Here is a 26,842-nt window from a genome sequence, read left to right as displayed (position 1 = left end):
TCAGATTTTCAAAATTAAATCTGTAATTGATACTACTTCATCGACTTAATAATATCCGATTTCGTAATAATTTGATGATGTCCATTTTCAAGATCTACCAATACCGCATCATTTTCTTTGGTAAATAATCGAGATACTTTTTCGATTGAAGTGTTTAGTTTTACAACCGGAAAAGCTTTTCCCATCACTTCTTTGATGGGCTTGTCAATTACATTTTTATCAGCGATATAACTTCGAAACAAATCCGTTTCATCAACAGAACCCACAAAACCAGAAATATCAACCACAGGCAGTTGCGAAATATTATGTTTACGCATTCTTTCGATAGCGTGCGAAACCAATTCCTCTGTACGAACCACAATCAATTGTTTGTCCATATGATCTTTGATTACATCTTCGGCTTTGGTATAATCTTCCTCAAGAAACCCTCTCTCTCGCATCCAGTCGTCGTTGAACATTTTGCCCACATAACGACTTCCGGAGTCATGAAATAATACTACCACAACGTCATCGGGCTTAAAATGCTCCTTAAGTTGCAGCAGTCCTTTTATGGCAGCTCCTGCAGAATTCCCAACAAAAACCCCTTCCTCGAGTGCAATTTTTCGGGTATAGATTGCGGCATCTTTATCTGTAACTTTGGTAAACCCATCTATTATGGAAAAATCCACATTCTTTGGCAAAATATCTTCCCCGATTCCTTCGGTTATATAAGAGTAAATTTCATTTTCATCAAAAATTCCCGTTTCATGGTACTTTTTGAAAACCGAACCATACGTATCGATTCCCCAAATTTTTATATTTGGATTTTTCTCTTTTAAGTATTTCCCAACTCCAGAAATAGTTCCACCCGTCCCAACACCAACAACAAAATGGGTAATTTTACCTTCTGTCTGTTTCCAAATTTCGGGGCCAGTTTGTTCATAATGTGCCACCGTATTGGATAAATTGTCGTATTGATTTGCATACCAGGAATTAGGAGTTTCCTCCGCCAATTTTTTGGACACCGAATAATAAGAACGCGGATCGGTGGGTTCAACATCGGTGGGACAAACTATTACTTTGGCTCCCACCGCACGAAGAATATCCATTTTTTCTTTGGATTGCTTATCAGACATTACACAAATCAGCTTATAGCCTTTTACAATAGCTACCAATGCCAGTCCCATCCCTGTATTCCCCGAAGTTCCTTCTATTATAGTTCCTCCAGGTTTCAATCGCCCATCAGCTTCTGCATCTTCAATCATTTTCACGGCCATCCGGTCTTTTACCGAATTACCCGGATTGAAAGTTTCTACTTTTGCAAGAACCAAAGCCTTTACCTCGGCAGTCACTTTATTAAGTTTTACCAATGGTGTATTACCAATCGTTCCTAATATATTTTCTGAATATTCCATTTTGATTTCTTTTGAGTTAGTTAAAACTATACTTGTTCTATATAGTTAATATACAAAGTAAAGATAATCATAATTTCAATAATAATTTAAAACACTAAGTTCCAAATTAATTGAAGAAATTCCAAACTAATCCAAAACGAATTAAGAAATCACGATACGGATAATCGGGTGCAGAAAAATAGTTACTTTTTGAAAACAACGAATTTAGGTGTTCCGCTTTGAGATAAAATCTGGTGCGTTGAATTTTTGCATTGATAAAATAATCAACCAATGGAAAATTCCCAATTTTTACTTTATCCTGTACAAAAAACTCTCCAACCAATGGATTGTAACTATTACTGTAGTAGCTTGAGAAATAATTGAATTCTATTCCCGTTTGAAAAAATAATTTTTTATTAAAAATCTTGTCTGTATAATACAAGGTGTTTCGGGTTACAAATTCCGGTACATTCAAAACATTATTAGACTGATCCACTTTTTGAAACAATAAAGTATTATCCAATGCAAATTTACCCACAACAAACTCTCTCGCAACCTTCAACGAAGCATAATTAATTATCTGTCCGTATTGTGACGGAGCAACAATTTGCGTTTTGGCAGCTCTTTCAGCGTCCGTAGAAATATCAGCAAAATACAAATAATCTTTTATCGAATTATATTGTAGGGACAAAGAAACCCATTTGGTATCAGCATTAACACTGATAGAATTTAATTTTTCGTTTACAAAATCATTGGACCAATTGTATTTTTTATAACTGCTTTGGTACAGATTATAATTATTGTTAGGCAATCGGTTCATGTTTTGATAACGAAACGAAATTTGATTTTCGTCATTCAAATCATATATCGCCGACGCGTCAAGATTTGATAAATTTTGATTGGTAATCGATTTCGAATATGAAAATTTCCCATTCCATTTGTCCTTGCGGTAATTGTATTGCCCTCCAATATCATTAATGGCTTGACTCAATAGATTAGGCACCGTTTCCGAGTCAAAATACAATATATTATTATAAAAATAATTGGAATGTAAATCATCAACAAAAAAAGTAAAAGAACCTAGTGTCATGTTTTCATACACCGCCCCTAGCCTGTTGTAAACCTTATTATAAGTAGTTCTGTCGTTCATCCCGCTAGTCACAAAACTTTCACCAAAACGATCCACAATTTCACCACCAACATTCGAAGCTATCGTTTGTTGTGAATAATTAAAAAAAATAGTTTCGTAATTAAACTGTTCCGTAACATACAAATTATTCTCTCCTTTTTTTGGATTTATCCTAAAAGTTTGGTCAACAAAAAAACGTTTCCCTTTAAGTATAGACATAGCATCTTCAAAATAAACACCCAATCGTGCTCTATTGTCAAAAGAAGAATCGCCACTTTCAAAGTTACTCACATTGCTAATACCTCCATTTTCTTCATTCTGAATCTTTTGGGCCACATAATGCGATTTCAACACATACCTTTCGTCTTTGGTATTATAACTTGCGGTAAATCTAAAATTATTTGTTCTGGCTTCTTGATTAATGTACCTACCTTCGGAACGCAATGCCCTGTAGGCAACCGAAAAATTTAATTGAGGAGAAGGATTCAACGAAAAAAACACATCTGTAGATTGTCCTCTTACAATAGTTGTCCTAAAATATAACTCCGTTACTGGAGTCGCAACATTAGCATATCGTATTTCCTCGGGCTTGCTATAATTAAACTGTTTTGCGGTAAACCCAAACCCTGGATAAGGAGAAAAACCATTAAGTCCGTATTGCAAAGTATTATAGGTTTCCCCAATATTAGAAAAGCTCATAAGACCAAAATTATCTTTTCTCAAATAATTAAAACCATAAGCTTTACGTATAGACTGAGTGGTATCGATATAAGTAGTATCTTTTTCCAACGAAATAATTCGATACATATCAATAGTTGCTTCCGGGGCCTTTTTCTTCTTTATGGTATCCGATGAATTGTATTTGGTATTATAATCCATTTCTTTAGCACTATTCACATCCTTTTTTCGCTGTGAAAAAAGAAGAACCGGAAGAGCTAAAAAAATTGACAAAAAGAAAATCCTCATTTGAAAAAGTTATAATTAGGCAATGATTATATAGATATGCCGAGCAAAGGTAAAAGATAAAAACATATAAATAAAAAAACACCTCAATTTATGAAATAAACTACAATAACAAAAATTTGCTGAAAAGCGTAATATTTCCTTTTCAAATTATTTGGGCGAGCCACCATCCCGATAAAAGGGCTATTTCACTTTGCGGTTATACGCCCTTTTATCATGATGCTGTCGGGCTATCCGCGCTACTTTGGTAGCTAGCTTCTATCCCTCTCGCACAATGTCATTAAGTTAAGCTCTTTTTATGTCATTTCGACGGAGGAGAAATCACATAACGTGAGTCTCTAGTGAGATTCCTCGTGCCTCGGAATGACAAAACTATGGTTTTTATCCTTAACTTAATGACATTGTCCTCTAGCGGTCGCGCAATGTCATTAAACAATAAAAAAATTGCTGATTTTGGATTTAAAAAGTAAAATACAGAACCTACAATTTAGTCACACCAAATCAAAAATCGACAATCGTTACACGAGCCTGCAAGGCGAACTGGCGAAGCAATCTAAAATCTAAAATCTCTTAAATTAATTTATAAAAAAAAATTACAATATTTGTGCCTCGAAAAAATCTCAATATGCTTCAAAATAATTTTTCCTCTTTCCTGCTTGAAACCGGCACCGACGAAGCCGGACGAGGCTGTCTTGCTGGTCCGGTAACCGCCGCCGCTGTAATTTTGCCAATTGATTTTAAAAACGAAATACTAAACGACAGCAAGCAACTAACCGAAAAAGCAAGAGAAAAACTCAGACCTATTATAGAAGCAGAAGCCATTTCATTTGCCGTGACACACTTGCATCCCAACGAAATTGACGAAATAAACATACTAAACGCTTCGATGAAAGGAATGCAGGAATGCATTTTGAAACTGAATCAAACTCCCGAATTTATTATCGTGGATGGCAACCGTTCTTTGAATGCCAAATTGGGCTTAAAAAATACTTTCGGAAAACAATTTTCCAAAGCCGAAATCGAATTATTAAAATCAATCCCGAACCAAAGCATCATCAAAGGAGATTCAAAATACCTGAGTATTGCAGCCGCTTCTATTTTGGCAAAAACCTATCGGGATGAATATATGGACAAAATTCACGAAGAATTCCCCATGTACAATTGGAAAAAAAACAAAGGCTATCCAACAAAAGAACACCGCGAAGCCATCAAAAAATACGGCTCCACAAAATACCACCGAATGAGTTTTAGACTTTTACCAGATCAACTTACGTTAGATTTTTGATTGTAGATTTCTAAACTGACGGATAAAAAAATAACGATTAACAAGTACGCCAAACATCTGAAATCAAAAATCGTTAATCAACAATCTTAAATAAGAAACTCCGCTTCGAATAATTGAGAAAAATGTTTTAGGATTTTTTCTTTCACTTCCTGTTCATCCACTTTATCAATACCAAGTTCAACATTTAAAGAAGTTACAGCTTTCCCACGGATTCCGCACGGAATGATATTATCAAAATAACCCAAATCGGCATTGACGTTTAGGGCAAAACCGTGCATCGTTACCCAACGCGAAGCGCGAACTCCCATGGCGCAAATTTTACGGGCAAATGGTGTTCCAACTCCTAGCCAAACTCCGGTTTCTCCATCGCTTCGACCACATTCCAATCCGTATTCCTGTAAAGTAAGAATAATGGTTTCTTCCAAAAGACGCAGGTATTTATGAATATCCGAAAAGAAATTCTCCAAGTCCAAAATAGGATAACCAACAATTTGTCCCGGTCCGTGATAGGTAATATCGCCACCACGATTTATTTTGTAAAAAGTAGCTCCTTTGGCTTCCAACTGCTGTTCAGATAAAAGCAAATTACTGAAATCTCCGCTTTTCCCTAAGGTATAAACATGAGGATGCTCTACAAAAAGAAAATAATTGGGAGTTGCAAGAGTGGTTTCGTCCTTCCTGTTTTGAATCTTCAAATCGACAATTTCCTTGAACAGTTCTTCCTGATAAGCCCACGTTTCTTGGTAATCTTTATTTCCTAAATCTTGAAGTTGGATGGTTTTGTTCATTTTTTTTCTGAGATGCTGAGAATCTAAGATTCTAAGATTTATTTTTGCAAATGTACAAATGTTTATTTCATCCTAACAGGTTTCCAAAAACCTGTTAGGTTTAATATCTTCAATAAACTAAAGAATGACAATACCTAACAGGTTTTTGGAAACCTGTTAGGAAACGCGCTTTAACAAATATCCTACAAAAATAAACTTGTAAAATAGCCCCGATAGAAGTGAAAATCCTTGTGGCCCGGTGTTCGGGCCACAAGATTGAAACGAATAGCGGGAGGAATGGTCTTTAAAACACGAAAAATTCTGCTCCAAAAAATCAACCTCACCCCCCGCCCTCTCCTGTCGAGAGGGAGCTAAAAAATCATTTTTAGGGTTTTGCAATTTTAGCACATAAAGACTATCTTTGCGGACTTAAAAATCAGAACGTAATGGCATTATCCGAACAAGAAATCATCCGTAGAGAAAAACTTCAAAACTTACGCAATTTGGGAATTAACCCTTATCCTGCTAACCTTTTTCCTGTAAATCATACTTCTAAGCAAGTAAAAGAAAATTTTGAGGAAGGCAAGAAGGTTATTGTTGCCGGACGTTTGATGAGTGTGAGAGATCAAGGAAAAGCTTGTTTTGCCGAGTTGCAGGATAGCGAAGGGCGTATTCAAATGTACGTGAATCGTGACGTTTTGTGTGAAGGCGATGATAAAACTTTGTACAATCAGGTTTTCAAGAAATTGACCGATTTGGGCGATTTTATTGGTATTGAAGGAGAATTGTTTACGACTCAGGTTGGTGCAAAATGTATCCGTGTGAGTGGTTTTACATTTTTGAGCAAAACTTTGCGTCCGTTGCCGTTGCCAAAAACAGATGAGGACGGAAAAGTGTATGACGCCTTTAACGACGCTGAATTGCGCTACAGAATGCGTTATGTGGATTTGACCGTGAACCCACAAGTGAAAGAAACTTTTATCAAAAGAACCAAATTGTTTAATGCAATGCGTGGTTTCTTTAATGATGCGGGTTATCTTGAAGTAGAAACTCCAGTTTTGCAATCGATTCCTGGTGGTGCTGCAGCGAGACCTTTTATCACGCACCACAACTCACTTGACATTCCGCTATATATGCGTATTGCCAACGAATTGTATTTAAAAAGATTAATCGTAGGTGGATTTGACGGTGTGTATGAGTTTTCGAAAAACTTCCGTAACGAAGGAATGGACAGAACGCACAACCCGGAATTTACCGCTATGGAAATATATGTAGCCTACAAAGACTACAATTGGATGATGGATTTCACCGAAAGGCTTTTGGAGCATTGCGCTGTGTCGGTAAACGGTACGAGCGATGTTACTTTTGGCGAACACAAAATCAGTTTCAAAGCGCCGTATGCACGTGTTACAATGACAGATTCTATCAAACATTTTACTGGTTTTGATATTTCCGGAAAAACGGAAGCTGAACTTTTTGAAGCTGCCAAAGGAATGGGAATTGAAGTCGACGAAACAATGGGTAAAGGAAAATTGATTGATGAGATTTTTGGAGCGAAATGCGAAGGGAATTATATTCAGCCAACTTTCATAACGGATTATCCAAAGGAAATGTCACCTCTTTGTAAAGAGCATCGTGACAATCCGGATTTGACGGAACGTTTTGAATTGATGGTTTGTGGTAAAGAAGTTGCCAATGCTTACTCTGAATTGAACGACCCAATTGACCAAAGAGAGCGTTTTGAAGACCAACTTCGTCTGTCTGAAAAAGGAGATGATGAAGCTACCGGAACTATCGACGAGGATTTCCTAAGAGCTTTAGAATACGGTATGCCTCCAACATCAGGTTTAGGAATTGGAATGGATCGTTTGATGATGTTCTTGACCAACAATGCTTCTATTCAGGAAGTGTTGTTTTTCCCGCAGATGCGTCCAGAGAAAAAACAAATTCAGATTGAATTGTCTGAAGAAGAGAAATTAATCATTGCTTTACTTAAAGCAAATGAAAATAAGATGGATTTAGCGCAACTAAAAGTTACTGCTGCCTTAAGCGGTAAGAAATGGGATGTTGCTACCAAAGGTTTAGCCAAAAACAACTTGATTAAAGTAAGTGTTGACGGCGAAAGCAAGGTAATGGAATTGGTGGAGTAAATATATTAAATGGACAATATCAAAAAGGAACTTCATTACGGAGTTCCTTTTTTTATTCAAAAACATCGTCCCTAACCAAACAACCCTCTTCTATTTTTCGTAACTTTAGTATTCAAAACTACACGTTATGAATACTTTAGAATTAAAACAAAAAATAATCGACAAAATAAAATCTGTTGATGATGTTGATTTGCTAAAGCAGATAATGAATTTTCTTCAACCGGAGAATCCGAATGAAATTAAACACTTAAATGAAAATGAATTGGAAATGGTAAGAGAAATAGATAAAGACTTAACATTTAAAAATGCCTTTTCTGAAGAACAACTCACCAAAGAAGATTCAGATTGGATTACTGAACTGTAAACCTTAAAAATTATAAAACCCAACAAAAAAAGGAGCTCCAAAATCGAAGCTCCCTTTTTCAATAAAAGTAAATTAATAATTATTTTTTATAAGAAAAAACCTGAGGATTCACATTTACACACAACCAAGCCCAATTGTTGGTATGATCAACATCGCCTCCTTTGAGTCTTTGCATGGTATCTGAGGCAAACATTTGTGAATAACCACCTGTCACATTTACAAATTTATGAACAGCATACCCAAAAGTTAAATCAATTTCGGTTCCAAGATAGTTGTCCATTTTGTTTCCGGTAGCATCCAAAACGGTGTTCGCTGAATTGAAAATATGTGGTAACAAAGCAAACTGCCATTTATTTACATTATAACCAAATTTCAAAAACGCATCCTGAAGTCCTACTGAATTCCTGTGGTTTCCAACGTAGAAATAGTCCATATAACCATTGAATCCGTGGTTGGTTCCAAAGAGTGGATAGAACGATTTTATGTCAGTGCTTTTATCTGATTGGCTTTTTCCTGACAGGTATTCATAACCAAGACCTGCTTTAAACTTATCGGTCAAAGCATAATTAAAATTAAGTGCGGCATCAAAAGCACTTACGTTATAAGTATTGCTTTTTCCAGTTTGTCCGTAGAACCATAAATTTCCGTCCCAAGATTTACCTTTGGAATTCATATAGGTTCCAAATGTCTGCATATAATCCACTTTTAATTCCGGTGTCGGGGTTGGAATTGGAGGCGTCAATTTATTTTCATAACCAGTATTCAAAAACAACAAACTCATGTTTAATTTCCCAAACTCATTATGATACCAGGCATATTGCATCGTCTTGTAATTAGCAACTGTATAAGGTGTAGCGATATCGGTTTCTGCATTCGCACTATAGGAAAACGCAACATCCAATTGGCTTTTTTTGTTCTTGTACGAAACCAATGCCGCATCATGACTTTGCGCTTGCATACCCCAGTCGGCTTCCCCAAGAATACGCTGATTGTCGTACGAAATCACCTGACGGCCTAAACGGGTACTCCATTTATCGTTGAAATTGTATTGCGCCCAAGCTTCGAATACCTGAATACCATTTACATCTGATTTTGCATTTGTGGCTACATCTCCCCAAACGCGTACATTTTGAATCGTAAATTTGGTAACAAATTGATCTTGTTTGAAATTCAAATTCAAACGTGATCTTGATGAAATAAATTGTCCGGGAGTTTCTCCATGAGGAATTGGCGCTTTATATCCGTTTCTAAATTCGTAACGGGGTTTGATTTGTAAATTGGCATCAAATTCTTGTGCAAAAACAGTACCTCCGGCCAGTAATCCAACGGCCAGTACCATCATTTTAAATAGTTTCATTTATTGAAATTTTAGTTAGTTTTAGTTTAGTTTCGCTGCTTCTTCTGTAATTTTTTTGATCGTTTCATCTGAATTTACTCCCAATCCTTCTTGCTGATAAGCCAATTCTCCTTCTGCATTAAACACGCTTATGATATTGGAATGGGAAAAATCCATCGGAGATATTTTTTTATAATTAACGGCCAAAACAGCTGCAAACTCCCTTGTATTTTCTTCCGTTGAACGCAAAAACAACCATTGATCACCTTCCATTTTGTTGTCAATCGAAAAGGTTTTTAACCGTTTTGGGGTATCCGTTTCGGGATCAATACTTACCATTACCAATTTGACATTTTCCTTAACATCATCTGGCAATCGGGATTCAATATTCCTCATATCTGCCACCAAACGGGGACAAGCGGCTTTACAAGACGTGTAAATCATTACCATGACCAAAACTTTTCCTCTCAACTCTTTCAGTTCAATATTCTGACCATTTTGTGTAGTCCATTTGGAAGGCAAATTATAAATAGACAAATCAGAAATAGGCTTGTCTTTGACCACAGTTTCTTTTTTATTACAGCTTTGAAGCGAAAAAAAGATTAAAAAAACGGGTAAAAAAAGAATGTAAGACCATCCCATTTTTAGGATTTTCTTTTCTTTTATGGCTAAATCAAATTTCATTTTATTTGGTTTTGGTTGGATTTCAAAAATTACCATTATTTGGCACATCTAAAACCTAAATTTTTAGTAGTATAATTGGCTTTCAAACTACCTCTGAAAGCATAACGCATAAAAGCGGCATAATTCATCAGATCGGTTGCATTAACTGATCCGCTTCCGCAAAAGAGATTCTTATCGGTGTCTTTGTCTTTTCTAGATTCCCCCGAAAGAAAAATACTATTGAAGTCTGCTGTCCATTCCCAAACCAAACCGTGCATATCATAGACTCCCCAATAATTTTTGAAGGTCTGTCCAACCGGATTCGAATACGTTTTAGGCTTCTCATACCAAGACAAAATGTATCTATTGAATTCTTCTTTTGTACGGGCATCTGATCGTTTTTCATCGGCCATAGCCACATACTCCCATTCGTCCATAGAGGGCAATCTTTTTCCTTGGCACTCACAATATTTCTTGGCAGCAAACCAGGAAACATTGGTTACAGGAGCATTACTCAAATTATTTTTTCCATAACTGAAATCACTTTCCCATTGAGTAAGATAACTTTTATCGGCAAAAAGCCCTTTAATTTTGGAACGGCTGTATTCTGGGTATTTTTTAACAAAAGTAAGATATTCTGCATTAGTAACCGGATATACATCTATTTTAAAAGGAGACACCTTGACAGGCTTTTGGACAGTAGCACCATAAAGGGGGACAAAAGTCCCCCCATTTATAGTTGCCATTTTGACTTCCTGAGCAAAAAGAATGCAGTTTATCATCAATAAAAAGGAAGTTGTTATTTTTTTTAATGGAAACATTTCGATTCTTTTTGCTTTAGTTTTTATTATTTTCTTTGGGCTTTCACCATAGCTACAGTTATTACTTTTTTGCTATTTCCCCAACTTGAATATACATAAGTAAGTACGTCTGCAATTTGTTGGTCACTCAAGGCCTGTGGAGGCATAGCTGTAGTATACTTTTTCCCGTTTACGGTTATCGGGGCACTAGATCCTTTGATTACCTGCTTAATGGCACGATTCACATCTGCATTTAAATAATCAGATTTTGCCAACGGAGGAAAAGCTCCCGGAACACCAACTCCCGTAGCCTGATGACAAGCGATACAGGTTTTGGAATAAACGCCTTTACCTTTGTTTACATCCTGACTAAACCCTTTCAGACTTAATCCGATCAATGCTATACCTAAAATGTATTTTTTCATGACTTCTAAAATATTAAAAAATTGTGTTTATTATTTTCTTTGCGCTTTAACCATTGCTGGTGTTACTACTGTTTTATTATTGCCCCAACTGCTGTAAACATAAGTCAGAACATCTGCAATTTCATCATCAGAGAGATTTTGACTTGGCATTACACTGTTAATTTTCTTGCCATTTACGGTAATTTCTCCGCTTAATCCTTTTATAACAACCTGTATGGCTCTGCTTGGATTGGCATTCAAGAAATCAGATTTTGCCAATGGAGGGAAAGCATTTGGTACTCCTTGTCCTTCAGATTGGTGACAAGCGAAACAAGTTGTTCCAAAGATTGCTTTTCCTGATTTAATTTGTTCAGGGACCGTTTTGGCAACAGTAGATTTTACTTCTTTTTTGCCTTCAGGCATATTCTGAATATTTCCGCCTTCAGGCAAATAAATTCCTTCTTGTGTTGTACCTGAATAGATTTTTTTATTTTCTTCACCTGTAACTTTTAACATTCCTAAAGCTCCTTTATTAAATGCTCTGAAAATAGAGTGATCCACCAAAATAAATGTTCCTGGCACATCCACTTTAAACTCTACAATTGCAGAACCTCCAGCAGGAATCATTGTTGTCTGAACATTTTTGTTAACCATGTCGCCTCCTTCAATATGCACCTTATCAAATATTTCACCGATAACATGGAATGACGAAACTAAATTTGGTCCACCATTACCCATATAGATACGAATAGTTTCTCCTACTTTGGCAGTAAGCGCATTATCCCCAGCGATTGCCCCTACTTTACCATTGAAAACTACATAATCCGGTTCTTCTTTTAGGGCTTTGTTCATATCAAAAGGCTGAACACCTTGCTCACCATAGGCTCCTTTGGTATAAAAATCACCCTGCATCACGTAGAATTCTTTGTCAACCGGTGGCAAACCTCCTTCTGGCTCTACCAGAATCAAACCGTACATCCCGTTTGCAATGTGCATACCAACAGGCGCAGTGGCGCAATGGTACACATACAATCCCGGATTTAACACTTTGAAATTAAATACTTTTTCATGTCCAGGTGCCACAATTGATGAAGCAGCTCCTCCGCCTTGTCCAGTTACGGCATGCAAATCGATGTTGTGAGGTAATTTATTATCCGGATGGTTTTTTAAGTGAAATTCTACTTCATCACCCACTCTTGTTCTGATGAAACTTCCCGGCACAGAACCTCCGAAAGTCCAATAAATATATTTAGTTCCATCAACCATTTCGCCTTCTTCTTCTTTGATTTCCATGTTTACGACTAATTTCATCGCAGGGCGGTCACCAACCGGTTTCGGAACTAATGGTGGCGGAGTCAATTCGGCTTCTTTTTGGCCTTCTACTTTAATTTTTTCATAATAATCGGCATCATGATTTTCTTCTTTTTTGGCACAGGAAAAAATGCTGACCGCAACAAGTAACGCAAACATTTTTACGCCAAAACAATTTCTAAAATTGATTTTCTTTTTCATTTTATTTATTGAGTTTAGATAGTTATCTTATTAAGGATACGAATGTCTTTTATAACGTAAAAATAAAATAAGCCTTACTAAAAAATTATGACAAATATCATATTTCTGGACTTTTGTTTAAGATTTTCTACTTTATCACAATAATCAAAACAATAAGTATCCCTAAAGTCAGTAGTAAACTTATTTTCCAAAATCCATGTGCCTTTTTTAATTCCATAAATTGAAAAGCCACCAACAAGAATTTAAGTGCGGCGAAAATCATTATCATGATACCAACAACTCCAGAAACAGTAGAAAATCCAGAAATACAAGCCGTTGCAACAGTTAATGCAATCAACAAAACGAATATTAAAATTAATGTTTTTTTCATTTTTAAAAAAATAAATAAAGTACCGGAAATAAAAGGAGCCAAATCAAATCGCACATATGCCAAAATGCAGCGCTGGCTTCAATGTCTTCCAATGTTGAATCGGAATCTTTTTTCATCATTCCATAATTTGTCCAACCCAAAATGACCAAACCGATAATCACATGTATAACATGAAATCCCGTCAACAACCAATAAAAGGTGTAAAACATATTGGTGTCCAATGAAATACCGATTTCAATTTTATGATAATATTCGACGCTCTTAAGTGCCAGGAATAGAAATCCTCCCAACATAGCCAACTTAAAATATACTGATGATTTTTGAACTACATTTTCCTTAAACAAATGCACTGCATTGGCCATAAAAAATCCGCTTGTCAATAAGAAAACAGTATTTACCGCACCAAAAACAGTATTCAATTCCATTCTGGACTGATGAAATACAGTTGGATTTTCGTTTCCGTAATATACGAATGCTACCAATGCCATCCCGAAAGTAATGAGTTCCAAGAAAATGATTATCCACATCAGGATTCCTCCTGGGGGATAGTAGATGTTTTTGTAGTTTATTTTTATGGTATTCATAATTATTTTTTCAATTTCTTCAGTTCCCAAACTTGAAACCTTGGGCAATGGGTTTAGAATTAATTAATGACTTTCTTGCGTTTCAACAATACGTAAACTTGTCATTCCGACGGAGGAAGAATCTCAAGTCCTAGATCGCCAAAGATTATGAACTTTGATCGCGGAGTCACTTACGGAGATTCCTCCTCCGTCGGAATGACAAGATTGTGCAAAAAATCAAAAATCGTTAATCTAAAATCAGAAATCTTTCTATTCCCAATCCAGCAATCGTTTTTCGCCTTCAATTTTCTTGATATCAGTAATGTCCTGAGACATTTCGATTACGCCTTTGTAATTTTTATTGGCATCCCTTACGGCAAAATAACGGATATAAATAAGGCGGTCTTTGTAGTTAATCCAAAACGAAGATTCATTTTGAGTTCCTTTTCGGAATTCTTCCAAAATTTTAAGAACTGTACCCACGCTTTTTGGTGGATGACAAAACTTCACTTCTCTGCCAATGATTCCGGCACTTCTAGGAAACACGCGCTCTTCGCCTCTGTTGTAGAAAATCACCCTGTCGTTTTCGTCAACATAAGTCAAATCCACCGGCATGGTTCTGAAAAGCAGATTCACCTGTTCTACTGTCATGTATCCTTCATCAAAATGTGATTTATTTTCTAATGTAAAAGGCAATTCTCTTACCGTGAAGTCTTCACTTGGATGGATATATTCCGCTGCCGGAAAAGGCGGTGGCATTTCTGACAACATCCAACCAATTTCTTCTTCGCCTTTTCGCATCTCAATCCAATCGCTTTGAGTAAGAAGGCTCAATGCATTTGGAAACAAAACACTTTCTTCTACTCCCATCAATCTATAAATTCCGTCCACCAAGAAAGTGGTGTTTGTTTCAATTTTTTCAGAATTATTCATTTTTAGGTAATACTGAATCAAACGGAATTGCTCTCTCAAATTATCATGAAACGACCACATTCCCTGTGAAGGTCCTGTCCAGCCTTTTTTCTCCAAAAAAGGAAAAAGCTGATTTTCTTTTCGGGCAAATCGTTTCTCAATTGTAAGTAGCTGGTTGAATATATTGGTGTATTTTGGCAAATCAATCAATGGATTAACGCTTTTTAGCTCTTTCAAAAGAGACTCTATTAATTCTTTTTCCTGAAAGTAAATCCAAACGGGATGACCTTCTGGCAATACTACATCTTGAACTGTTTCTGTCATTTTAATTAAATTTTATTTTGAACCATTTACTTTTTCTAAAAATTTTTCACCATTAAGAGATTAAGAAAAATTAAGTTTTGATTACTTTTTTGAATCCCCAATTTTTATCTTAATGAAACTTAATTCCTTAATGGTTCAAAAAAAATGGCTATTGTATTATTTTTGATGTTTTATCTTTTCATATAATTTAACTAAAGATTGCAACAACTCAACGGGAGTTGTTAAAATCTGATAGTGGTTTTGCCCAAACATTTGTGGCAGATAATATTTAGCTTCGGCTTCGATTGCCAATGCATAGGAATTGATGTTTTTCGAATTGAGTTCGCGAAGCGCTTGTTTTACATCATTGATTCCATATTTTCCTTCGTATTTATCATAATCATTGGGTTTCCCATCCGAAATCAAAATGACCCATTTGTTTTTGGTACTTCGCTTCTCGAGACACATTCCTGCATGGCGCAAAGCAGCTCCAATTCTTGTATAACCACTAGGTTCTACAGCACCAACTTTGTGTTTGGCAACATTCCAGTTTTCGTCAAAATCTTTGATGGTCAAATAAGTCGAATAATTTCGGGTTTTCGAGTAAAAACTATCGATCGAAAAATCGATATTGAACTCGTTTAGGATTTCACCAAACAAAATCGAAACTTCTTTTTCAACATCAATCACACGGTTCCCGGCTGCATAACCGTCGCTTGAAAGACTGATATCCAACAGAATCAGAATCGACAAATCCTTCTCTTTTTTTCGGTTTGAAATATAGATTTTATCCGATGGCGTTCTTCTCGAGTGTACATCGACATACAAATCGGTTATGGCATCAATGTCAAATTCATCACCTTGGGTTTGCCTTTTTTGCTGTTGCATTTTATTGTTGACGTTGGTCAACATTTTACGCAATCCCATCAAAGTTGATGCATTCTTTACAAGCGTTTTTCTATAATAATCGCTATCCGTTTTTAGTTGCAATTTTGGATATACTTTACAAAAATTTTCTTTATAGCTGTTTTTGGTAAAATCCCATTCATCGTAACTATGATGAAACCCTTTTTCATCCACAGCAGCACTTTCAGAAATCGTGGTGTTTTCCATAAAATCGGCCTGATAAACCGAATGTGCCGTGTCGTCAACACGAACAGTAAATTTCATATTCAGTTCATCCAATGCATCCTGATGATCTTCTAGTTCATCCGACCCGTCAAAATCACGCCAATTACCGTTAAACTCCTGTGCTGTTTCCACTTTTTCAAAATTGTGCAACATTACATAATCTTCCTGTTGTTTTTTGTCAACTTCCACGGTTATAACTTCCTCAACGGCTTTTGCTTTAAGCGTTGTTAATGGCTGAATATCGTTTGGTTTTTTAGTTTTATCCGAGAAGTTTTGCAACACATTCTCGCTATCGATTTCCACTTCATTTTTCATCCATTTTCCAAAAAGCCACGAAAAATCGGGTTCTTGTTTAGATTCTTTTTTTTGAATAAAATGTTTTTTGGCATTCGCCAAAAACTCTTCACTAATAGAAAATTCCTGAAATAAAACCGAGAGAATTTCTTCCGAAGTTTCCAAAGCTTTTTGTTGCGAAACCACCAAATCAGGTTCAACCTCATCAACAGTCCAATTAAAATTCAGACGTTGTTGTACGCTTAAATACAGAATTCTAAAATGATAGAAAATAAGATTCTCCTCCAATGTTGGGAATTCGGCAAAGGAAATCGGAAGGAAAAAATTATTGTTTTTATACCCTCCTTCCCTTTCAGCGGGAAATATTTCGATGGCGTTCCCTGTCAAAGCACGTGCCATAATAGTCAGACGCGATTTGATGTCAGCAAGCGCAACCGTTCTGGCTTCTATTTCGGGACTTATTTTTTTTCTTTTTTTCAAATGCTTGAAAAACTTCCCAACTAAATATTCATCTATCTCGAAACCCATCAAAAAAAGTTTATGGTTATTAGTTAATGGTTTGTTGTTTCCATAAACTATGAACAACAAACAATAAACATTTCTATATCATTAAATTGCACAAATCTTTCAATGCTTCCAATGTTTGTAAGTCATCTGTCAAAGGTTCTACAACCGCTACATGAACCGCCAATCGTTTTGGTAATCCGCTGTGAATGATTTTGGCGGCATCCACGAGAAGACGTGTCGAAACCGTTTCGGTCAATCCCAATTCGGTTAAATTCCTGATTTTGTTACCAATGGCGACTAGCTTTTTAGCTGTATCATTATCAATCTGAGTTTCATTAACCAAAATTTCAGCTTCGATTTTTGGTTCCGGATAATCAAAAGAAACAGCGATAAATCTTTGGCGTGTTGAGGGTTTTAATTCCTTAAATCCCCTTTGATAACCCGGGTTGAAAGAAGCGACTAGCATAAAATTTTCATGCGCCTTAATGGTTTCTCCCAACTTGTCTATATACAAAATGCGTCTGTGATCGGTCAGGGAGTGGATGGCAACAATGACATCGGGGCGGGCTTCGGCAACTTCGTCGAGATAGATTATAGAGCCATTCTTTACAGCTGTGGTCAATGGGCCATCAAGCCAAACCGTTTCGGCTCCTTTGATGATAAATCGACCAATCAAATCGGTAGAAGAAGTTTCCTCATGACAACTGATAGTTATGAGATCTCTTTCGAATTTATGCGCCATGTACTCCACAAAACGGGACTTTCCAGTTCCGGTTGGGCCTTTGAGCAAAAAAGGGATTTTGTTTTTATAGGAATGTTCAAAGACTTCTACTTCTTTGCCTACGGCGTGGTAATAGGGCGCGCTTATTAAAGTATCTGCTAACATATTTTTTGTTTTTAAGAAAAAAACCGAAACGCAAAACAATCGTTTTTATGGAAATGGAGGTTCGAAAACAATCATTTCAACGTTCCGGTTAAAAAAAGGCTGAGTTATTTCTGTAGTCCTTAGTAGTCATTCCTTAGTGATTAGTTTCTTTTGCGAATAGAAAAACCAAAATTTCAGACTTTCGCTAATCACTAAGGACTTAGGACTAAGAACTAAATTTATGCTCTCAAGGCTTCGTCTGTTGGACGTCCGTATTTTATGAAATCGTAAACAAAAAGGCAGATTCCGGTGGCGAACATTGTTGCACAAATTAACAATACCACAAAGTGAATACTGATTTCGTTTTGCACGGTCATGAATTCCATTTTCATTTTTCGTTCCAAATATACTTGTGCAACTCCCGCAACTCCAAAAGCAACGGTCATTCCCAACATACCGATATTGGACAACCAAAAAGCCGCCATTCCGGTTGCACTTTGATATCTTTTACGTCCCGTTACATTTGGCAACGCATAACTAATTATTGCCAAAACAATCATTGCATAAGCACCCCAAAAAGCGTAGTGTCCGTGCATGGCTGTAACCAAAGTTCCGTGTGTGTAAAGATTGGTTTGTGGCAAAGTGTGCGCAAATCCCAGCAATCCCGCTCCAATAAATGAAACGATAGATGAACCGATTGTCCAGAAAAGAGCAATTTTATTTGGATGACTTTTTTCGCCTTTTCGGTACATATTTACAGCAAATAATGCCATCGCTAGGAAAGCCAAAGGTTCCAATGCCGAGAAAATTCCACCAACTATCAACCAAATTTTGTTTACTCCTATATAATAATAATGGTGTCCTGTTCCCAAAACTCCCGAAAGGAATGTCAATCCTACGATCACATACAGCCATTTTTCGATTACTTCTCTGTCGACACCGGTTAATTTGATTAATAAATACGAAAGGATTCCTCCCATAATTAATTCCCAAACACCTTCGACCCAAAGGTGAACTACCCACCAACGGAAGAATGAATCCATTACCTGACTGTCAAACCAAATCATTCCCGGCAAGTACAATAAGGCCGCAAACAGCAATCCCATTGATAACACCAATGCAGTTGTAGTTTGACGTTTTCCTTTGAAAAGCGTTCCAAGAATCAAACCCAAAAACAATAAAACATTGACAACAACCAAGAAATCCAATTCTCTCGGAATCTCAAGAAACTTTCTTCCTTCCCAATGGTTTAAGTGGAATCCAACAATGGCTACTACTCCTACGACCGCAAGAGAAATTAACTGTATGTAAGCCCATTTCACACTTATTAATTCGCGTTGCGCTTCCTCAGGGATGATGTAATAAGCGGCTCCCATAAAACCGGTCAACAACCAAACTACCAATAAGTTGGTATGAACAGCTCTTGCTACATTAAATGGAATAATATCGTGCAACCCTTGAATTCCTATTCGGTCAAAGCCCATTATAAATCCATAGACAATTTGCAATGAGAACAATAGCATGCAGAGTGCAAAAAACCAATAGGCTACTTTTTGTGATTTATATTTCATATTTGTATAATTTAATTATTTTCTTTTGCTAAAGGAGAAACGATACGGTCAAAGCCATTCAAATCAATCTTTCCGATCCATTTAAAGTAAGCCACAACTGCTTCGGCGTCTTTTTCACTCATATTATAGGCAACCATTTTTCGTCCGTTTGGTGACCATGGTACTGGTGACATCAATACTGCCTTAACATAACCTTCGCCTCTTCTTTCAATAACTTTGGTCAGTTCGGGAGCATAATAGCCTCCTTCTCCCATAATGGTATGACACCCCATGCAGTTGTTGTGTTCCCAAATTTCTTTTCCTCTCACTACTTGTTTGTCTATGGCCTTGTAATTTGTTTGATCATTTCTGGGCATAAACGAATAAATAGTCAATCCTATAAAGATTAAGAAGGTGACCAATGTTCCTCCCAGAAAAAATGCCCGTGCTTGTGATTTTGAAAGCATAATAATCTGTTTTTGTTGGTTAATAAAATTGTTATTTTAAATAAAAGACAAATTTATCTTTTATTTAAACGCAAATATAAAAGATATTTTTGTCTTTTATTATAATATAGGTCATTTATTTTAAAATATTTTTTTCACTCCTATTCCCCATACGATATAAAAAACATATTTTAAAATTATCAAAAAGATAAGTTTTCAACATCAGAATGTTGTTAAGTCATATTCAAAATATGACAAAAATCATGTTCCTAGTTTTCAATTAGTCGTAAAATTACAAAGGCAAAAAAAACGAACCCCCAGTTTTTCATCCTTTTCTTATTCAAGTATTTACATTAACAAAAAAATAATATATTTAATTAAGGATAAGTTTGTCTTTTATTAAAATAGTACCTATTTTTGTGTTCTAAATTTTAATTATAAAAAACAACAGTATGGAAACTTTAGAAAAAATCACAATAGGTGAATACGTAGCAAAAGATTTTAGAACAGCAGCATTATTTTCAAAATACGGAATTGATTTTTGCTGCAAAGGAAACAGAACATTAGAGGAAGTTTGCGAAAAAAAGACCATTTCACCGAGTGAATTATTACAGGAAATTGAAACTGTTTTATCGACAAAAAGTGATTCTGGAATTGATTTTAATTCCTGGCCGATTGATTTATTGGCAGATTATATAGAGAAAACACATCACCGATATGTGGCAGACAAAACACCAACGCTGCTTCAGTTTTTGGACAAATTAAGCAGAGTGCACGGAGCCAATCATCCGGAGTTGATAGAAATAAACGAACTCTTTAAGGGTTGTGCAGGAGAATTGGCACAACACATGAAGAAAGAGGAATTGATTTTGTTTCCTTTTGTCAAAAAAATGGTTAACGCCACTATTAAGGACGAATTAATTGAACAGCCTCATTTTGGAACCGTGGAAAACCCAATTGCCATGATGATGCATGAACACGATGCTGAGGGAGAGCGTTTTAGAAAAATAGCCACTTTAAGTAACAATTACACACCGCCGGCCGATGCCTGCAACACCTATAAAGTAACATTTGCAATGCTTCAGGAATTTGATGAGGATTTGCACAAACACATTCATTTGGAAAACAATATTTTATTTCCAAAAGCAGCCAAGCTCGAAAAAGAATTTTCGTCTCAATCATAAAAAAATTGTAAAACACTAAAACATCAACAACTATGGGAAATTATGTCATTAAAAGAAATGGGAAATACAAACCCTTTGAAAGTTATAAAATCAAAGATGCTATTGAAAAAAGTTTCAAAAGCGTTTCGGTAGTTGTTGATGAAAGTGTTTTTGAAAGCATTATCATTCAACTGGAAAATGAAGAAGTATGGTCTGTTGAGGATATTCAGGACATGATTGAAAAGAAACTGTATGAAAAAGAATACTTTGATGTAATGCGTTCTTTCATGCTGTTTCGACACACCCGAAAATTACAGCGCGAACATATTGAAGGGCTCAACGATGACACTACTTATGTGGACAGCACCCAGACTATTGAGGAATATATAGGTCAAACCGATTGGCGCATCAATGCTAATGCCAATACTTCCTATTCTAATGCTGGACTGGTAAATAATGTGGCAGGAAAAATCATTGCCAACTACTGGCTTGATAAAATTTATACCAAAGAAGAAGGTTACGCGCATCGCAATGGTGATATTCACATTCATGATTTGGATTGCCTTACTGGTTATTGTGCAGGTTGGAGTTTACGAGTGTTGCTTAACGAAGGTTTCAACGGTGTGAGAGGCCGCGTGGAAAGCAGACCTCCATCGCACTTTAGGGAAGCTTTGGGACAAATGGCCAATTTCCTAGGGATTTTGCAAAGCGAATGGGCAGGAGCGCAGGCTTTCAGCTCTTTTGATACGTATTTGGCTCCTTATGTTTTCAAGGATAATTTAAATTTTGAAGATGTATTAAAAGCGGTAAGAAGTTTTGTTTACAATCTGAATGTTCCTGCAAGATGGGGACAATCACCATTTACCAATATCACTCTGGACTGGATTGTACCGGATGATTTAAAGACACAGATTCCGACCAAAAACGATTATCATTTCTTTGAAGGTAACAAAAACAAAGACTTACTGGAAAGAGCAAAAGAAAGAGGTGTATCCAAAGTAACCGACTTGCGTTATGAGCATTTCCAAAAAGAAATGAATCTCATCAATAAAGCCTATTATACAGTTATGACCGAAGGTGATGCCAACGGACAACCCTTTACCTTCCCTATTCCAACGGTGAATATTACCGAAGCATTTGACTGGGACGGCGAAAACACTGATTTGCTTTTTGAAAACACCGCCAAAATTGGTTCTTCTTATTTCCAAAATTTCATCGGAAGTCAATATGTTCTAGATGAAAATGGCAATAAGATTGAAAATGAAGAAGCTTACAAACCCAATGCAGTTCGCAGTATGTGCTGTCGTTTGCAACTGGATTTACGTGAATTGCTAAAACGTGGAAATGGTCTCTTCGGAAGTGCCGAAATGACAGGAAGTATCGGAGTTGTAACCATAAATATGGCACGTTTAGGCTATTTGAATAAAGGAAATAAAGAAAAATTATATACTGAACTGGATCGTCTTTTATACATTTCTAAATCAACTTTGGAGAAAAAAAGAGTTTTTATTCAGGAAATGTATGACAGAGGATTGTATCCGTACACTAAACGCTATCTACAACATTTCAGAAACCACTTTTCGACTATCGGTGTGAACGGAATGAATGAAATGATTGAAAATTTTACCGATAACCAAGACACAATAACCACTGATAGTGGTATTGAATTAGCTTCTGAAATTCTGGATCATATTCGCAACCGAATGAAAGAATTTCAAGAAGAAACAGGAAATCTATATAACCTGGAAGCCACACCGGCCGAAGGGACAACTTATCGTTTTGCCAAAGAAGACAAAAAACGTTTTGACGATATTATTCAAGCGGGACAAGAAGACAACATCTATTACACAAACAGTTCACAAATCCCTGTCGATTATACGCAAGACCCTTTTGAAGCTTTGCTGCTTCAAGATCAATTGCAATGCAAATACACCGGTGGAACGGTACTTCACCTTTATATGAGTGAAAAAATAAGTTCATCGGAAGCCTGCAAACAGTTTGTGAAAAAAGTGATCACCAATTTCAGATTGCCTTACATTACCGTAACGCCTGTATTCAGCGTATGCCCGTTGCACGGTTATTTGAATGGAGAACATGAATATTGTCCAAAATGTGATGAAATCATCATTGAAGAAAAAGCAAAATTTATTGAATTATAAAAACTTAACCGCAAGGTTCGCAAAGAATTACGCTTAGGACGCTAAGCTTTGTGAACTTTGCGTTTCCTTTGCGAACCTTGCGGTTAAACTTCATACAATTCTTAAACTTTAAACCCTTAAAATATGAAATTAACAACCAAGCAAATTTTAGAGCAAAATCAAGAATTACGCACCAAGTGTTTGGTGTACACACGAGTAATGGGCTATCACAGACCCGTAGAAAGTTTTAATATAGGAAAGAAAGGTGAACACAAACAACGAACTCATTTTACTGAAGGAAAGTGTTGCTAAACCAATTTACAACATAACTCCTTTTACATTATTAGACTATCCGCATAAATCAGCTTGCATCCTTTGGTTTGCAGGCTGTAATATGCGGTGTCTTTACTGTTACAATCCCGAAATTGTTTTTGGCAAGGGAATCATCAAATTTGAAAATGCGCTTCAATTCCTGAAAAGCAGGAAAGGTCTATTGGATGCTGTCGTTTTTAGTGGTGGCGAATGCTTAATGCATAAAAAAAGTATTTTATTTATTGAAGAAGTCAAAAAAATGGGCTTTTTGGTCAAAATAGACACAAATGGATCCCAGCCCAAAATACTAGAAGAACTCATAGCAAAAAAACTCATCGATTATGTTGCAATCGATTTCAAAGCTATGCCTTCAAATTTTGAAAAAATAACAAAGTCTCAACTTTTCAATTCATTCGAAAAGTCATTACATTTATTACTTCAAAGAACTATTCCGTTTGAAGTCCGCACAACGGTACATTCTGAATTATTAAATAAAAATGATATTCAGGAAATGATTTCCTATCTGGAAAAAACAGGTTATGCAGGAAATTATTATATTCAACATTTTATGAATGATGCCACAACTATAGAAAAATTGGGATATTCTTTGAAAAACATTGAAAATGAAAACCTATCAACCGATAAAATCAAAGTGCATTTTAGAGGATAATAATAAAACGAATTGGGAATAATTCTGTTTGAATAAAAAATTTAACCACATATAGAAACATAGATTTTATATCTAACCTGTAAAGATCGAATAGAAATAATATTATTTTTCACACAAGATTACTATGTGAAAAGTGAAACGACTATCAAACTCTTTTTTTTTAAAACTATAAATTCTATGTTTCTATGTGGTTAAAAAAACCAACGTTTACAATAAGACACTTATGAGAAAAAGCTGGATTCTGGTATGTTTTGCCAATTTTTTTATTGCTTCGCTAATGGGATTATTGCTTCGGTGGATGTATGTCTCACCCATCGAGGGAGTCAATTTTCAGTTTTTGATGCATGGCCATTCTCATGTCGCCATGCTGGGGTGGGTTTTTTTAATGCTATATTGCTTGATATTTTACTCTTTTATCCCAAAAAAGGAACAAGAAAAACCCGTTTATAACCGATTATTTTGGGTTACAGAAATCGCGGTATTAGGCATGATGATTGATTTTCCCGCACAAGGATATGCCTTTGTATCAATATTGTTTTCGACTTTGCATATTTTTTGCAGTTATTATTTTTGCCGTCTGATTTGGAAAGACGCTAAACCCGCCACTTTCCACGAAAACAGGATGCTTAAAACTGCTTTGTTTTTTATGGTTTTCTCCACATTGGGCGTTTGGTGCCTGGGTCCGGCAGTGGGATTGTTAGGAAAAGCAAGCGCTTTTTACCAAATTGCGATTCAGTTTTTCCTTCATTTTCAGTTTAATGGGTGGTTTTTGTTTGCGGTTTTGGCCTTGTTTTTTAAACAATCAAAAATCACAATGGACGAAAAAAAATTTGGTATTGTCTATAATATGTTTGTAATCGCAACGGTATTAACCTTAGCCTTGCCTGTGAGTTGGTATTTATCAAACTCCATTTTTTATTGGATAAATGCGGTTGGAGTTGTATTGCAATTCGTATCGGCATTGCTTTTTGTTCAACTAATTAAACCACAATTAAAGACGTTCTTTTCTACACTTTCTACATTGGAAAAAACCACTTACGGATTTGCCATGTTTTCATTAGCTTTAAAAATCATTATTCAGTTGGTTGTTTTGGTTCCGGAATTGGCGCAAGTTTCCCATCAGATCCGAAATTTCGTCATTGGATACATCCACCTGACTATGTTGGGTATTATCACTGGCTTTTTGTTTGGACTGGCGTTTCAAAATAATTTTTTAAATTCAAAAAAAGTGATTCAAAAATGGGGAACCATTCTTTTTTTGGTAGGATTTGTAACTACCGAAATCCTTTTGTTTCTCCAAGGTATTTGGCTGTTCCTGGACAAAGGTTCTGTGCCGAATTATTATCTAAATTTATTTTTGTCAAGTATCTTTTTGCCGGTGGGACTTTTGATGCTGACGATTGGTGTTTTTCAATCTAAAATAAACAGTGCTAAATTTTTAACCATATAAGGCATATAAGAAAATATAAGTTTGTTTTTTAGAATAAAAGCTAAAGCGAATATAAGTTAGATGAGCGTGACGATTTTTAACCATATAAGGCATATAAGGAAATATAAGTTGAATTGCTTTAAATCTTTGAATCACTTAAATAATCTTCGATTTAACTTTTATTCTAATTCAACAAAAAAACTTATATGACTTATATGTTTCAAAAATTCAACCATCTTCTTAAACTAAAAAAAACATGAACCATCATTTATTACTAATCATTCATCTTTTGTGTGCTGCCATTTGGGTTGGAGGCCATCTATTGTTGGTCTTTGGCCATTTGCCACAGGCACTCCGAGAGAAAAATCAAAATATAATCCTAGATTATGAAAGAAAGTACGAACCCGTAGGAATGACGGCATTGTTTTTGCTTGTTGTCACTGGAATTATGATGGCTTATAAATATGGTGTAAGCATAGAATATTGGTTTCATTTTGCCACTCCTATTGAAAAAGTGGTTTCGACAAAATTACTATTGTTGTTATTGACTGTTCTTTTTGCCTTGAGTGCTCAATTTCGCATATTGCCAAAACTGAAAACGAATCCCGGTAAATTTCCCGAAATGACTTTTCATATTCTTTCGGTTACCATAATTGGGGTTGCGATGCTTATTTTGGGATCTTTTGTTCGTTTCGGTGGACTTTAATTTTTTGTCCTTAAAACACTCGTTTTTCCTCGCTACACACAAAGAGAAGGATCAGAACTTTGCGGCTTAGCGCCTTTATGAGAGTTATATTTAGAAAAAAGCCTCACCTAATGAAAAATTTTATTAAAAAACAACTGATATTTTTAAAGTAATTATTAAAAATTAAACTTATTTCTTAAATTTGTAAAAAACCGATTATGTTTTCTAAAACTTGCGAATACGGCATTAGAGCCACGATTTTTATAGCGTCAGAGTCTTTTCAGAATAAAAGAGTCGGACTCAAAGACATTGCCAAAAAAATTGATTCTCCTGAAGCTTTTACGGCAAAAATCCTTCAAATCCTGTCAAAAGGCAATATTATCAATTCTGTAAAAGGTGTTGGCGGCGGTTTTGAAATCGCAAGAGAAACGATGCGAGAAGTTAAACTCGCCCAAATTGTAAATGCGCTTGAAGGCGATCGCGTTTTTACAGGCTGCGGTTTAGGTCTCTCCAATTGTTCTGATGATCATCCCTGCCCGATGCACGAAAAGTTTAAATCCATCCGAACGGAATTGGCCTTTATGCTCGAAAATACTAATCTTGAAGAATTGGCAATGGGTATTAAGCCTGGAGACACTTTTTTGAGGTATTAACTTGAATAGAAATTACCAAAATAGATTCGAATCATTTTCACACACATATAAAAAAATAGGCTTGATTTTCATCAAGCCTATTTTCATTATAAAAACTACTATTAA

25 protein-coding genes are annotated in these 26,842 nt (G+C 35.9%); 10 read left to right on the top strand and 15 right to left on the bottom strand.

From position 1 onward, the window contains the following. Positions 1 to 32: 32 nt before the first annotated feature. Together EM308_RS07955 and EM308_RS07950 are read right to left on the bottom strand one after the other, a co-directional pair. Positions 33 to 1,394 (bottom strand): pyridoxal-phosphate dependent enzyme, encoded by a 1,362-nt coding sequence (locus tag EM308_RS07955; RefSeq protein WP_035639386.1) that lies wholly within the window; start codon positions 1,392 to 1,394, stop codon positions 33 to 35. A 106-nt stretch (positions 1,395 to 1,500) separates the two neighbouring features. Then, positions 1,501 to 3,468 carry a putative porin gene (locus tag EM308_RS07950; protein ID WP_035639389.1) on the bottom strand — a complete coding sequence of 656 codons (1,968 nt, stop codon included), beginning with the start codon at positions 3,466 to 3,468 and terminating at the stop codon, positions 1,501 to 1,503. Between the two features lie 622 nt (positions 3,469 to 4,090). On the opposite strand from EM308_RS07950, the gene EM308_RS07945 reads away from it, so the two are divergent. Then, positions 4,091 to 4,750, top strand: a complete 660-nt coding sequence (locus EM308_RS07945) for a ribonuclease HII (RefSeq protein WP_035637743.1) — start codon at positions 4,091 to 4,093, stop codon at positions 4,748 to 4,750. A gap of 86 nt (positions 4,751 to 4,836) precedes the next feature. On the opposite strand, the gene lipB is transcribed toward EM308_RS07945, so the two are convergent. Continuing rightward, on the bottom strand, positions 4,837 to 5,538 hold the full coding sequence (lipB, locus tag EM308_RS07940; protein WP_035637741.1) for a lipoyl(octanoyl) transferase LipB: 702 nt from the start codon (positions 5,536 to 5,538) through the stop codon (positions 4,837 to 4,839). A gap of 425 nt (positions 5,539 to 5,963) precedes the next feature. Between lipB and lysS the strand changes: the two genes are divergently transcribed. After that, positions 5,964 to 7,667 (top strand): lysine--tRNA ligase, encoded by a 1,704-nt coding sequence (gene lysS / locus EM308_RS07935; RefSeq protein WP_035637739.1) that lies wholly within the window; start codon positions 5,964 to 5,966, stop codon positions 7,665 to 7,667. A gap of 127 nt (positions 7,668 to 7,794) precedes the next feature. Continuing rightward, positions 7,795 to 8,031: a hypothetical protein gene (locus EM308_RS07930; protein ID WP_035637736.1), complete on the top strand. Its 237-nt coding sequence runs from the start codon at positions 7,795 to 7,797 to the stop codon at positions 8,029 to 8,031. Between the two features lie 79 nt (positions 8,032 to 8,110). On the opposite strand, the gene EM308_RS07925 is transcribed toward EM308_RS07930, so the two are convergent. The 12 genes from EM308_RS07925 to EM308_RS07870 form a co-directional block, all read right to left on the bottom strand. Beyond that, on the bottom strand, positions 8,111 to 9,388 hold the full coding sequence (locus tag EM308_RS07925; RefSeq protein ID WP_035637734.1) for an alginate export family protein: 1,278 nt from the start codon (positions 9,386 to 9,388) through the stop codon (positions 8,111 to 8,113). A 21-nt stretch (positions 9,389 to 9,409) separates the two neighbouring features. Further along, complete coding sequence (locus tag EM308_RS07920; protein ID WP_231560018.1) at positions 9,410 to 10,051, bottom strand: SCO family protein; 642 nt, start codon at positions 10,049 to 10,051, stop codon at positions 9,410 to 9,412. 35 nt (positions 10,052 to 10,086) lie between these two features. Further along, on the bottom strand, positions 10,087 to 10,851 hold the full coding sequence (locus EM308_RS07915) for a formylglycine-generating enzyme family protein (RefSeq protein ID WP_035637732.1): 765 nt from the start codon (positions 10,849 to 10,851) through the stop codon (positions 10,087 to 10,089). A 26-nt stretch (positions 10,852 to 10,877) separates the two neighbouring features. Further along, positions 10,878 to 11,255 carry a c-type cytochrome gene (locus tag EM308_RS07910; protein ID WP_035637730.1) on the bottom strand — a complete coding sequence of 126 codons (378 nt, stop codon included), beginning with the start codon at positions 11,253 to 11,255 and terminating at the stop codon, positions 10,878 to 10,880. A gap of 30 nt (positions 11,256 to 11,285) precedes the next feature. Next, positions 11,286 to 12,746 (bottom strand): copper-containing nitrite reductase, encoded by a 1,461-nt coding sequence (gene nirK, locus EM308_RS07905; protein WP_035637728.1) that lies wholly within the window; start codon positions 12,744 to 12,746, stop codon positions 11,286 to 11,288. Positions 12,747 to 12,873: 127 nt separating this feature from the next. After that, positions 12,874 to 13,116, bottom strand: a complete 243-nt coding sequence (locus EM308_RS07900) for a cytochrome C oxidase subunit IV family protein (protein ID WP_035637726.1) — start codon at positions 13,114 to 13,116, stop codon at positions 12,874 to 12,876. Between the two features lie 2 nt (positions 13,117 to 13,118). Next, positions 13,119 to 13,700 carry a cytochrome c oxidase subunit 3 gene (locus EM308_RS07895; protein ID WP_035637747.1) on the bottom strand — a complete coding sequence of 194 codons (582 nt, stop codon included), beginning with the start codon at positions 13,698 to 13,700 and terminating at the stop codon, positions 13,119 to 13,121. Between the two features lie 249 nt (positions 13,701 to 13,949). Continuing rightward, entirely contained in the window at positions 13,950 to 14,915 is a 966-nt protein-coding gene (locus tag EM308_RS07890) for a DUF438 domain-containing protein (protein ID WP_035637724.1), read from the bottom strand. Between the two features lie 156 nt (positions 14,916 to 15,071). Beyond that, complete coding sequence (locus EM308_RS07885; protein ID WP_035637745.1) at positions 15,072 to 16,847, bottom strand: nitric oxide reductase activation protein NorD; 1,776 nt, start codon at positions 16,845 to 16,847, stop codon at positions 15,072 to 15,074. A gap of 73 nt (positions 16,848 to 16,920) precedes the next feature. Then, positions 16,921 to 17,712, bottom strand: a complete 792-nt coding sequence (locus EM308_RS07880) for a CbbQ/NirQ/NorQ/GpvN family protein (RefSeq protein ID WP_035637723.1) — start codon at positions 17,710 to 17,712, stop codon at positions 16,921 to 16,923. 218 nt (positions 17,713 to 17,930) lie between these two features. Then, positions 17,931 to 19,262: a cbb3-type cytochrome c oxidase subunit I gene (locus EM308_RS07875; protein WP_035637721.1), complete on the bottom strand. Its 1,332-nt coding sequence runs from the start codon at positions 19,260 to 19,262 to the stop codon at positions 17,931 to 17,933. 11 nt (positions 19,263 to 19,273) lie between these two features. Beyond that, entirely contained in the window at positions 19,274 to 19,708 is a 435-nt protein-coding gene (locus EM308_RS07870; RefSeq protein ID WP_035637719.1) for a c-type cytochrome, read from the bottom strand. Between the two features lie 431 nt (positions 19,709 to 20,139). Here EM308_RS07870 and ric point away from each other — a divergent pair, with 431 nt between their 5' ends. The 7 genes from ric to EM308_RS07840 all read left to right on the top strand — a co-directional run bounded on the left by ric (position 20,140) and on the right by EM308_RS07840 (position 26,737). Then, a complete protein-coding gene (gene ric / locus EM308_RS07865) occupies positions 20,140 to 20,871 on the top strand; it encodes an iron-sulfur cluster repair di-iron protein (RefSeq protein WP_035634639.1) in 732 nt (243 codons plus the stop codon). A 32-nt stretch (positions 20,872 to 20,903) separates the two neighbouring features. After that, positions 20,904 to 23,009 carry a ribonucleoside triphosphate reductase gene (locus EM308_RS07860; RefSeq protein WP_035634637.1) on the top strand — a complete coding sequence of 702 codons (2,106 nt, stop codon included), beginning with the start codon at positions 20,904 to 20,906 and terminating at the stop codon, positions 23,007 to 23,009. 123 nt (positions 23,010 to 23,132) lie between these two features. After that, positions 23,133 to 23,300 carry an anaerobic ribonucleoside-triphosphate reductase gene (gene nrdD, locus EM308_RS18360; protein ID WP_156101304.1) on the top strand — a complete coding sequence of 56 codons (168 nt, stop codon included), beginning with the start codon at positions 23,133 to 23,135 and terminating at the stop codon, positions 23,298 to 23,300. Next, the gene (locus EM308_RS07855) at positions 23,254 to 23,970 is read left to right on the top strand and encodes an anaerobic ribonucleoside-triphosphate reductase activating protein (protein WP_051877657.1); all 717 of its coding nucleotides are present in this window, start codon (positions 23,254 to 23,256) and stop codon (positions 23,968 to 23,970) included. Before nrdD ends, EM308_RS07855 begins: the two co-directional genes overlap by 47 nt. A 223-nt stretch (positions 23,971 to 24,193) precedes the next feature. Then, the gene (locus EM308_RS07850; RefSeq protein ID WP_035634635.1) at positions 24,194 to 25,420 is read left to right on the top strand and encodes a hypothetical protein; all 1,227 of its coding nucleotides are present in this window, start codon (positions 24,194 to 24,196) and stop codon (positions 25,418 to 25,420) included. A 235-nt stretch (positions 25,421 to 25,655) separates the two neighbouring features. After that, the gene (locus EM308_RS07845; RefSeq protein WP_035634633.1) at positions 25,656 to 26,105 is read left to right on the top strand and encodes a CopD family protein; all 450 of its coding nucleotides are present in this window, start codon (positions 25,656 to 25,658) and stop codon (positions 26,103 to 26,105) included. Positions 26,106 to 26,302: 197 nt separating this feature from the next. Then, the gene (locus EM308_RS07840; protein ID WP_035634632.1) at positions 26,303 to 26,737 is read left to right on the top strand and encodes an RrF2 family transcriptional regulator; all 435 of its coding nucleotides are present in this window, start codon (positions 26,303 to 26,305) and stop codon (positions 26,735 to 26,737) included. The last annotated feature ends 105 nt before the right edge of the window (positions 26,738 to 26,842 follow it).

The organism is Flavobacterium gilvum (assembly GCF_001761465.1).
GTDB classification, from domain to species: domain Bacteria; phylum Bacteroidota; class Bacteroidia; order Flavobacteriales; family Flavobacteriaceae; genus Flavobacterium; species Flavobacterium gilvum.
The sequence above is the reverse complement of the archived record's forward strand: the minus strand, read 5'-3'. Positions and strand labels throughout refer to the sequence as shown.

Bases quoted from the DNA above. Each gene is read 5' to 3' on its own strand.
- EM308_RS07930 (WP_035637736.1), top strand. From the start codon at position 7,795: ATGAATACTTTAGAATTAAAACAAAAAATAATCGACAAAATAAAATCT.
- EM308_RS07840 (WP_035634632.1), top strand. From the start codon at position 26,303: ATGTTTTCTAAAACTTGCGAATACGGCATTAGAGCCACGATTTTTATA.
- EM308_RS07860 (WP_035634637.1), top strand. From the start codon at position 20,904: ATGGGAAATTATGTCATTAAAAGAAATGGGAAATACAAACCCTTTGAA.
- nrdD (WP_156101304.1), top strand. From the start codon at position 23,133: ATGAAATTAACAACCAAGCAAATTTTAGAGCAAAATCAAGAATTACGC.
- nirK (WP_035637728.1), bottom strand. From the start codon at position 12,746: ATGAAAAAGAAAATCAATTTTAGAAATTGTTTTGGCGTAAAAATGTTT.
- EM308_RS07885 (WP_035637745.1), bottom strand. From the start codon at position 16,847: ATGGGTTTCGAGATAGATGAATATTTAGTTGGGAAGTTTTTCAAGCAT.
- lysS (WP_035637739.1), top strand. From the start codon at position 5,964: ATGGCATTATCCGAACAAGAAATCATCCGTAGAGAAAAACTTCAAAAC.
- EM308_RS07890 (WP_035637724.1), bottom strand. From the start codon at position 14,915: ATGACAGAAACAGTTCAAGATGTAGTATTGCCAGAAGGTCATCCCGTT.
- EM308_RS07925 (WP_035637734.1), bottom strand. From the start codon at position 9,388: ATGAAACTATTTAAAATGATGGTACTGGCCGTTGGATTACTGGCCGGA.
- EM308_RS07900 (WP_035637726.1), bottom strand. From the start codon at position 13,116: ATGAAAAAAACATTAATTTTAATATTCGTTTTGTTGATTGCATTAACT.
- EM308_RS07895 (WP_035637747.1), bottom strand. From the start codon at position 13,700: ATGAATACCATAAAAATAAACTACAAAAACATCTACTATCCCCCAGGA.
- EM308_RS07845 (WP_035634633.1), top strand. From the start codon at position 25,656: ATGAACCATCATTTATTACTAATCATTCATCTTTTGTGTGCTGCCATT.
- EM308_RS07880 (WP_035637723.1), bottom strand. From the start codon at position 17,712: ATGTTAGCAGATACTTTAATAAGCGCGCCCTATTACCACGCCGTAGGC.
- EM308_RS07870 (WP_035637719.1), bottom strand. From the start codon at position 19,708: ATGCTTTCAAAATCACAAGCACGGGCATTTTTTCTGGGAGGAACATTG.
- EM308_RS07850 (WP_035634635.1), top strand. From the start codon at position 24,194: ATGAGAAAAAGCTGGATTCTGGTATGTTTTGCCAATTTTTTTATTGCT.
- ric (WP_035634639.1), top strand. From the start codon at position 20,140: ATGGAAACTTTAGAAAAAATCACAATAGGTGAATACGTAGCAAAAGAT.
- EM308_RS07955 (WP_035639386.1), bottom strand. From the start codon at position 1,394: ATGGAATATTCAGAAAATATATTAGGAACGATTGGTAATACACCATTG.
- EM308_RS07910 (WP_035637730.1), bottom strand. From the start codon at position 11,255: ATGAAAAAATACATTTTAGGTATAGCATTGATCGGATTAAGTCTGAAA.
- EM308_RS07875 (WP_035637721.1), bottom strand. From the start codon at position 19,262: ATGAAATATAAATCACAAAAAGTAGCCTATTGGTTTTTTGCACTCTGC.
- EM308_RS07920 (WP_231560018.1), bottom strand. From the start codon at position 10,051: ATGAAATTTGATTTAGCCATAAAAGAAAAGAAAATCCTAAAAATGGGA.
- EM308_RS07945 (WP_035637743.1), top strand. From the start codon at position 4,091: ATGCTTCAAAATAATTTTTCCTCTTTCCTGCTTGAAACCGGCACCGAC.
- lipB (WP_035637741.1), bottom strand. From the start codon at position 5,538: ATGAACAAAACCATCCAACTTCAAGATTTAGGAAATAAAGATTACCAA.
- EM308_RS07950 (WP_035639389.1), bottom strand. From the start codon at position 3,468: ATGAGGATTTTCTTTTTGTCAATTTTTTTAGCTCTTCCGGTTCTTCTT.
- EM308_RS07915 (WP_035637732.1), bottom strand. From the start codon at position 10,851: ATGTTTCCATTAAAAAAAATAACAACTTCCTTTTTATTGATGATAAAC.